At 43.9% G+C, this 8,562-nt stretch carries 8 protein-coding genes; 5 read left to right on the top strand and 3 right to left on the bottom strand.

The window, feature by feature from the left end; genetic code table 11:
• Positions 1–40 precede the first annotated feature (40 nt).
• Positions 41–1,495, bottom strand: a complete 1,455-nt coding sequence (locus B4240_RS08135; RefSeq protein WP_296238164.1) for an imelysin family protein — start codon at positions 1,493–1,495, stop codon at positions 41–43.
• A 345-nt stretch (positions 1,496–1,840) separates the two neighbouring features.
• On the bottom strand, positions 1,841–2,494 hold the full coding sequence (locus B4240_RS08140; protein WP_296238166.1) for an OmpA family protein: 654 nt from the start codon (positions 2,492–2,494) through the stop codon (positions 1,841–1,843).
• A gap of 497 nt (positions 2,495–2,991) precedes the next feature.
• Here B4240_RS08140 and B4240_RS08145 point away from each other — a divergent pair, with 497 nt between their 5' ends.
• The 5 genes from B4240_RS08145 to minE all read left to right on the top strand — a co-directional run bounded on the left by B4240_RS08145 (position 2,992) and on the right by minE (position 7,898).
• Entirely contained in the window at positions 2,992–3,960 is a 969-nt protein-coding gene (locus B4240_RS08145; RefSeq protein WP_296238167.1) for an acyltransferase, read from the top strand.
• A 280-nt stretch (positions 3,961–4,240) separates the two neighbouring features.
• Positions 4,241–5,335, top strand: a complete 1,095-nt coding sequence (locus B4240_RS08150) for a hypothetical protein (RefSeq protein WP_414707111.1) — start codon at positions 4,241–4,243, stop codon at positions 5,333–5,335.
• A gap of 123 nt (positions 5,336–5,458) precedes the next feature.
• On the top strand, positions 5,459–6,373 hold the full coding sequence (gene minC, locus B4240_RS08155; RefSeq protein WP_296238170.1) for a septum site-determining protein MinC: 915 nt from the start codon (positions 5,459–5,461) through the stop codon (positions 6,371–6,373).
• 419 nt (positions 6,374–6,792) lie between these two features.
• Complete coding sequence (gene minD / locus B4240_RS08160; RefSeq protein ID WP_296238171.1) at positions 6,793–7,605, top strand: septum site-determining protein MinD; 813 nt, start codon at positions 6,793–6,795, stop codon at positions 7,603–7,605.
• A gap of 2 nt (positions 7,606–7,607) precedes the next feature.
• Positions 7,608–7,898 carry a cell division topological specificity factor MinE gene (gene minE, locus B4240_RS08165; protein WP_296238173.1) on the top strand — a complete coding sequence of 97 codons (291 nt, stop codon included), beginning with the start codon at positions 7,608–7,610 and terminating at the stop codon, positions 7,896–7,898.
• 106 nt (positions 7,899–8,004) lie between these two features.
• Here the strand turns inward: minE and B4240_RS08170 are convergent, their stop codons facing one another.
• Complete coding sequence (locus B4240_RS08170; RefSeq protein WP_296238174.1) at positions 8,005–8,532, bottom strand: cytochrome b; 528 nt, start codon at positions 8,530–8,532, stop codon at positions 8,005–8,007.
• Positions 8,533–8,562 lie beyond the last annotated feature (30 nt).

Raw genomic sequence — 8,562 nt, forward strand, 5'->3', positions numbered from 1 at the left:
CTTTAAACAACAACCCCTATTTTAAACAGTAAGCGCTACTTTAAAACTGTGAGCCTGCATCGGCGTCCAAATTGTCGATACCAACCGCTTTTGCGGCGTTTTCGATACCGGCGGTTAGCTCTTGTAAGCTCGTAATGCTGCTTTCAATCCAGCCGCGGCGTTTATTTTGCTCTTCAGCAGAGATGCCGTGCTTACTCGCCTGACCTACCGTTGCAATCATCTGATCGACCTTGATGCCTTCTTTCTCAGCTTTTTCAACGATCACGTTAAATGCCGCCTCTACTTTAGCAAAGTCAGCCGCTAACTTATCAGCCGCTTCTTTATTGCCGGTATCGACAAGATAGTTCTTTAGTCCATAACCGCCCACGGTCTTGCCAGCGACGGTTTTATAGCTGCCATTAAAAATATTTTGAATACCGCGCGCATTATTGGCATAGCTTAAATGGGTCAAGTCACTAAAGCATTCATGCTCATCTTCGGTAGAGCCGGTGACGAAAGCAACCTGTATACGCTCAGATGCCAGCTCGCCAAGCGCTAGGCTGCCCATTTGATACATGATTTGACGCAGTGCATTTTTGTCTTTACGCGCCATCATGTCGCTACGCAAGGTGTTTTCGCTATCAGGTTGCCACTCGGCTTCCATCGCGGTTAAATCATCGACCAATAACTGAGTGACCGCTTTTAAATACTGTCCACGGCGCTCACAAATACTAGCATCGGTGTTTTTAGTTTCCCCGCTGGTACATTCGCCATCGGTAGTCATATAGTCGCTGACCGGACGATTACCTGCGCCTTCACCGACGCCGTTGGTATCTTGACCCCACAGCAGAAACTCAATCGCATGATAGCCTGTGGTAACATTGGCTTCGCTGCCGCCAATCTCATTCATCTCAGCCAATAGTTCAGGCGTAATGGTGCTCGTATCTTGCTTTATGCTACCAACCGTGATGCTGTCGCTATTGATAATATTGTCTGGACTGTTATATTCGCCCTCATAATTGTCACTGACATAGTCAATCAATGCCTCATCAAGCGGCCAAGCATTCACCTGCCCTTCCCAACCATCCACACTACCAATGGCACGTTTATCATTAGCCGTCACAAAACCTTCGTCAAAGCGAAACACCTCAGTCTGTGAATATGGCTGACGCGCCGCTTTATAGGCAGCCTTTGCAGCGTCAAGGTTAGCTTGAGTCGGTGTTTCTACATACGTATTGACCGCCGTTTGTAAGGTCTTGGCAGTCTCTAAAGCATCCTTGTAGACGGCGTGTGCCATATCTGCATAGCTAATCAGCAAGCGATCGGTATGCGCTTGCTCAGCAGCGGACGAGGTTTTGCTATCTGTGTTTTCTGCCCCTTGGACGTCAGTTTGCGCATCTGCCGTTGGGGTTTCATCAGACTGTTTGGTACATCCTGATACTAGCAGTATCCCTGCCAATGCAGCAGCTAAAGTAGTCGGTAAAATTTTACGGCTTGTCGCTGGGCTGTTATTCATACACGTCCTCGATGAAATACATTAAATAAAATGGCAAAAGATAAAATAGCAAAATGGCAGTTTACAGAGGCAAAGAATTATAATTTCATAAGGTAAAACTTTAGTAGCTGTTTAAACCTTAGTTAAATATGAGTTAAATATGAGTTAAACACGAATGAAACACGAATGAAACACGATTAACATTCAATGCCTGCAAATTATAAAGTTATTGATAACTATTATCAAATATAATTTTTTGAAGTTTAAACAATTTTTAAGCAAAAAAAGACCAACTTTATGCTGGTCTTTTTAGCCAAATCAATATTTTTAGTAAACTGTCTACTATCTTAGTAAACTGACTACTGATTAACGCACGCTGCTTGGCGCGTTTACGGTTAGCTCAACACGGCGGTTTTGCTGACGACCAAAATCAGTGCTGTTATCAGCAATTGGACGAGTTTGGCCATAAGCAACGACGTTGATACGGTTAGAAGCTACGCCGCGACTAACCAGATAATTCCTAACAGCATTGGCGCGATCACGCGACAAATTCATGTTATAAGATGGATTACCCACGCTATCAGTGTGACCAGCAATGGTGATGGTGTTTTGGTTATATTCGTTCATCGTCGCTGCAAGCTTATCAAGCGTTGGTCTAAACGATGGGTTCAGTGAAGCACTATCAAATGCAAAGGTGATATTGCCTGGCATCACTAGATCAATATTACCATTAGCATTTGGCGTAACGGTCACGCCAGTACCAGCCATTTGCTGCTCAAGCTGCTTAGCCTGACGCTCCATGTAATAACCAACGCCTGCACCTAATGCAGCGCCAATAGCAGCATCGCGACCAGTTTTACTACCGCCTGTCGCTTTTGAGATAGCCGCGCCGCCAGCTGCACCCGCTAGCGTACCAATTGCTGTTTTATTCAAACGTTGTTGTCCAGAATATGGATCGGTAGTACAACCGCTGAGAGCCAAACCTGAAGCCAACGCTGCAACCATTAATGTATTACGCATAATATTTCCTCTTAAGTTAAAAATTGAATATTAATAGATAGATTGTGTTTTTTATAAATATTGCTTGTCACGATTGCTTATCACAACGATGCGTTAACAAGCGCCTTTATTCGTCTATGCACACTTGTTGTTATTATGGCAATTGCCGTCTATTTATGTGTAATATTTTGTCACATCTATGTATGAAAAGTGCATAGGTATCTATAGAGCACTGTTTATAAAAGCCTCTTATTTGTTACCGCAAGTCACGTTTACAGTCGTACACTCTAATTCTTTTCTGCTAAAATTGGCCAATAAACCGGTCAGCTACAAACATACTTTAAAAGTATAAAGTCAAATAATGACTGGACTTAAATAGGCTTTTATCTGTTATTAATGCTAAAAATTTTAACAAATAACAGAGCTTTTATAAGCAATGTGACAGCTACTCGAAGTTGCTGCAAAAGTCGATGAAAAAAGTTTGAGAGATTAACGAGATAAATAGGAAGGGATTGGACATGCGCTTGAACGCTGCTATGCAAAAAATACACGAACGAGCCCCAAAACTTGGCAAAGCAATGTCGCTTGCCACAGCAAGTGGGGTCATCGCTGCCAATAGCTTTGGCGGTAGCATTCCGTTATGGCTCATGGGCGTGAGTAAAATCATCACAGGCGCCCCTATCGCTGATAAAACAGTAATTAAAATCGCTGACCACTGGATTAGTAGCAATAATGCCCTGATCGATACTATTTTGCCCCGTAAAGACTGGCGCATTAACTTGCCGGACGATGTGCGTATGGACGGTAAATACCTGCTCGTCAGTAACCATCAATCTTGGGTAGATACCAGCATCGTGCAATACATCAGTGAAAAGCGCTTACCGCTGACGCGTTTTTTTACCAAGTTTGAGCTGATTTACATTCCCATCGTTGGGCAAGCGTTTTACTTTTTAGACTTTCCAATGATGCGCCGGCACTCTAAAGAAGCGGTTGCCAAAAACCCTGCCCTTAAAGGTAAAGATATCGAGGAAGCCAAGCGCGCTTGTGCCTTATTAAAAGATAAGCCGTTTACTTTGTTAAATTATCTAGAAGGCACACGCTTTACCCAAGAAAAACACGCTAAGCAAAACTCCCCCTATAAGCATCTGTTAAAACCACGCGCTGGCGGTTTATCGCTGGCCATTAACGCTTTGGGCGCTGACATCGATGGCATCTTAGATATGACCATCGTCTATCCCGACGGCGTGCCGAGTTATGGCGATTTATGGAAGGGCAATATCAAACGCTTGGGCGTCGATGTCCGTTATATCGACATACCCAAAGACCTGTTTGTGGGCATTCAAAACGGCGGCTATGAAAACGATGACGCTATCAAAGCGCAAATGTTTGATTGGGTCGAGCAAATTTGGCAGCAAAAAGACCAACGCATTACAAAAATGCTCGCTGAGTTTGATGAAAGAGAGGCCGCTCAAACATCAAATACTTAGCATAATATTCAAAACTCTCTCTTCTTTCAGTCGGCTAACTGGTCGACTGATGGTATATCAAATTTTTTATACAAAAGGTTTTTCTGCAAAAGGTTTTCATGCATAAGGATTTTGTATAAATAGATAAGGGATAAAATACCAAATTATAATGGTTGATGGCTTGTTTTTTGGCATGATTCATTGATAATGTGAATAACCGTTAAAACTCGCTGCTTATTTGGTAGTGGTTGGCGTAAAGCGCTTCACTACTGAGCCATTTATTATTTAATAAGGTATGACTGTGCCCGCCTCTTCTACTACCAGCGCGCCTATAGAACCAACGCCCGCGCTCAATCAGTCCTCAGATTTATCGCATAGCCCGCCGCCAAAACCAAACCGTCCCAAGCCCAATCGCTTGAAGCTGACCTACGATATCGTGATGATTATCGCCATCAGTATTGATTTATTACTCATCAGTATTGACGCTATCTTGATGAGTAATTTTAGTAGCAATACGGCGCCGCGTTTAGCAATGAGCGAGACACTAAATTGGTACCAAAACCATGTCCATGATTCGTTACGAACCGCAGGCGGCTTCTTTACCCTATTTTTGATTGCTGAGCTGCTGTTACGCTGGGCGACTGCCATTAAACAAAAAATTTATTACCGCTGGTTCTTCTTCCCTTTTGTGCATTGGTACGAGGTATTGGGCTGTTTCCCGCAGCTGCGCGCGCTGCGTTTATTTCGCGCCGTGATTATTGGACGCCGCTTATATCAGCTGGGTTATCAGGTATTGCCGCAGCCGTGGATCAATCGCATTAATTTTTATATCAATTTACTGTTAGAAGAATTGTCTGACCGCGTCATCTTAACCACCATTCAGACCTTTCGCCAGCAGCTAACCGATCCTAAAATGCATAAGTCGTTTATTGACTCTACTATCGCGCGCAATCGTGATGAGATTGAAGCGGCGGTGCTATCGCTACTGCGTACCGAGCTGGCGCCAAAGTTGCAAGCCTTAACCGAATCATCGGGTGGCGGTGCTATGATTGCCACGGAAATGGGCAACGCGATTAAAGAGGGGCTGGCCAATACGCCTGAGCTACGCCGCTATCTACGCATGATACCCATTGCCGGCACTTTAATTGAATCTCAGCTCCAGCATGTCGGGCACAATATTGGCGAAAACGTGGTGTATGCGCTAAACGAGCGCCTGCTTGACGCCGAACGTATCGATGCTTTAATGGTTGCTATTGCCAGCGGCGTCGCTCAAATCGATACCGATAACAGCGCCCTTGATACGTTAATCGCAAGCATCATCGCTGATGGTCTGGATGAATTTGAAGCGCAAATAAAGGTTCAGCAATGGAAGCATCAGGACATGCTTAATTTATAATGATTTTAATAAGAACCAGATCTTTTAATAATCATACTTTTAATAACCAGACTTTGATGCTATATGCCGAGGCAAAAACGGCACATTGAACACTGCAACACGACCATTTTTGAGGATTCATATATGACGATTTCAAACGATAAACAGCAGGCGCTTGACTCACCTACCACGCCCGCTTTGGCATTTTACGGCAAGATGTTGACCTTTTCGCGGCTACAGTTTAGCACCGATGATTTTGCGGCGATTGCTGACCAGCTTGATAGCACGCTCAGCAATAAAAACAGCAATATCCCTGTGTTGATTGATAGCGATGTTGAGCAAGATTTATCGGCGCTGGTAGAGCTACTTTGGTCGTGGGGTTTGCAACCTATCGGCGTGGTTACGGGTGTACTTGATGAGCAAGCACGTAAGCTGCGCTTAGCAATATTCCCAGCGGACGGCAAACGTATCGAGCGCATTTTGCCCAGTAAAAAAGTCACTACGCAGCTAAGCCAAGTCGCTGCTACTGAAGCGAATACCCAGTCGGCTGTATCTACTAACGACACGGTAAACAGTAGCGCTGACTATAATAGCGCTGACCATACAACAACTGCCGAGCAGGCGAGCTCAACAGCGCGTAGCCAGACGGCTGCCGCAACCGAAGCCGATGAGTCAGCTAGAGCCCCGTTGACCGCAGAAACGCTCATCAGCGCTGAGCATATTACCAGTCTTATTTATGATCAAATGCTACGCTCGGGCCAAAGCCTTAACCATGTTGGCGGCGATTTAATTTTAACCAATAGCGTCAATAGCGGCGCCGAAGCCATTACCGACAATAACCTGCACGTCTATGGCCGCGCCCAAGGCCGCCTGGTCGCAGGCGCGACGGGTGATAAAGACGCGCGTATTTTCTGCCAAGTGTTTAACCCTTCTTTGGTATCAGTCGCTGGTACTTACTGCCTGCGCGACAATTTGCCCGAACATGTGATTGATAAATCCGTTGAAGTGCGTTATTTAGAAGGTCAGGGCTTGGTCTTTACCGTTATGGACAATGCTTAAGTCAGTTTTATGTTAAATTGTTCAAAGACTTTAACTCATCAATGTTAGTTTAGCGCTGCTGATTTAAGACTGTTGGTTTAGTACTTTTGTTTTAGATAAGCTGAGTAATAAATTCTAAATTGGCTGCCCAAGTAGCATGGTTAATATTATAGTAAGTTTATTTAACAAAATTGCGCTATGATGAATTTTTAGCTCTGCCACTATTTACCAGCTTATATGTGCTGCGCTGACATAAAGGTGATATAGCGGCTGTTTTTTATGCTTAACTACAGACCGGCTATAAGTTTTTGTATATTTATGCTAGGCTTACGCTCGCAGATAGCACATATACGCTAGATAAACGACGAATAATTGTGCTACTTTATATCTATACTGTTTCATCTCATAAATATCCCATCAATTCATAGGAGTGTGCCATTGTGGCGAAGATTGTTGTAATCACTTCGGGTAAAGGCGGTGTGGGCAAAACCACGACCAGCGCTTCTTTTGCTGCCGGTTTAGCATTACGTGGCTATAAGACAGTTGTTATCGATTTTGATGTAGGCTTACGTAATCTGGACTTGATTATGGGCTGCGAAAATCGAATTGTTTATGACTTTGTCGATGTTATCAATGGTAATGCCCGCTTATCTCAAGCGCTGGTAAAAGACAAGCAACTAGAAAACTTATACATTCTACCCGCCAGTCAAACGCGCGATAAAGATGCGTTAACGGACGAAGGCGTGGCAGAAGTCATGGATGAGCTATCCAAGCAGTTTGACTATATCATTTGTGACTCGCCTGCTGGTATCGAGCGCGGTGCCCAGCTTGCGATGTATCATGCTGATGAAGCCATTATTGTCACCAACCCTGAAATATCTTCAGTACGTGACTCGGACCGTATTATTGGTATTTTGCAAAGCCAAACCAAAAAAGTGGCTGAAAACCAAGGGACGGTACGTGAACATCTTATCATCACTCGCTACAATGCAGACCGCGCAGCCGCTAACGAGATGATGGATATCAATACCATCTCTAACGATATTCTAAAGGTGCCGTTACTGGGTGTGGTTCCTGAAAGCCATTCTGTGCTTGAGGCATCTAACCACGGTGAGCCTGTGATTCATTATACCGACTCTGTCGCTGGACAATGCTATGACGATATCGTTGCCCGTTTCTTAGGGGAAGAGCGTCCATTACGTCACATTGATGTGAAGAAGAAAAGTCTATTACAGCGCTGGTTTGGGGGTTAAGAATGAGTAAGAAAAAAGGATTTTGGAGTAGCCTATTTGGTACTGACGACAGCAGTAATACTGGCAGCGCCAACATGGCAACTGAGCGTCTAAAGGTCATCGTTGCCAGCGAAAATCGCTTGAACAATCGCTTGACCACTGACCGTATCGAAAAAATGAAACGTGAAATACTAGAAGTGGTTAATAAGTACGTCAACGGTGTGCAGATTGATGATGTCAATATCAATCACCGCTCTGAAGACAGCTTAGACGTGCTCGAGATGAATATCAGTTTGCCTGAACATAAAAAGTAGGCTGCTTAACCTTATATTTATACATTTTACTTATACAAAGAAAAGCCCTAAGCAGATACTTAGGGCTTTTTTATGCGCGTTTTTTCTTATCTTTTTCTTTAAGCTTCTATTTTATACGCGCCATAATATTGTCTTTTTTGATAAATTGATGGTGTAAAGCGGCGGCAATATGAAGCAAAGTAAAAGCGATAAGCATTGGCCACAAAACATCAGTATGCCAATCATTGTAAAGCCGTGCCAAACCCCTATCTGGCGTAACAAAGACAGGAATTTGAAATAAACCAAAGACGTCAACCGCTCGGCCGCCATAGACAGTCATGAGTAGTCCTGCAATGGGCATAGCGATTAATAAAGCATATAAAACAAAGTGAGATAGGTGAGATATGAACACTTGCCATTTTGGCATTACGACCGCTGGCGGCGCTTTGGTAAACACGCGACTGATCACGCGGGCAATCGTCCAAAATAACAAACTGACCCCAAACGCTTTGTGCAAGCCGATATAGACCTTGCTATCAAGATTGTCATATAAAAGTATCATGATCCAAGTGATCAGTAATAAAATGGCGCTAACCCAGTGAAAAATTCGACTAGCAACCGACCACCTTGTTAGATTTGAATGGACGTTATTCATAGTGTATTTTATCACCCCTATTGCTCATTG

It is taken from the genome of Psychrobacter sp. UBA5136 (genome assembly GCF_002414005.1).
Classification (GTDB): Bacteria; Pseudomonadota; Gammaproteobacteria; order Pseudomonadales; family Moraxellaceae; genus Psychrobacter.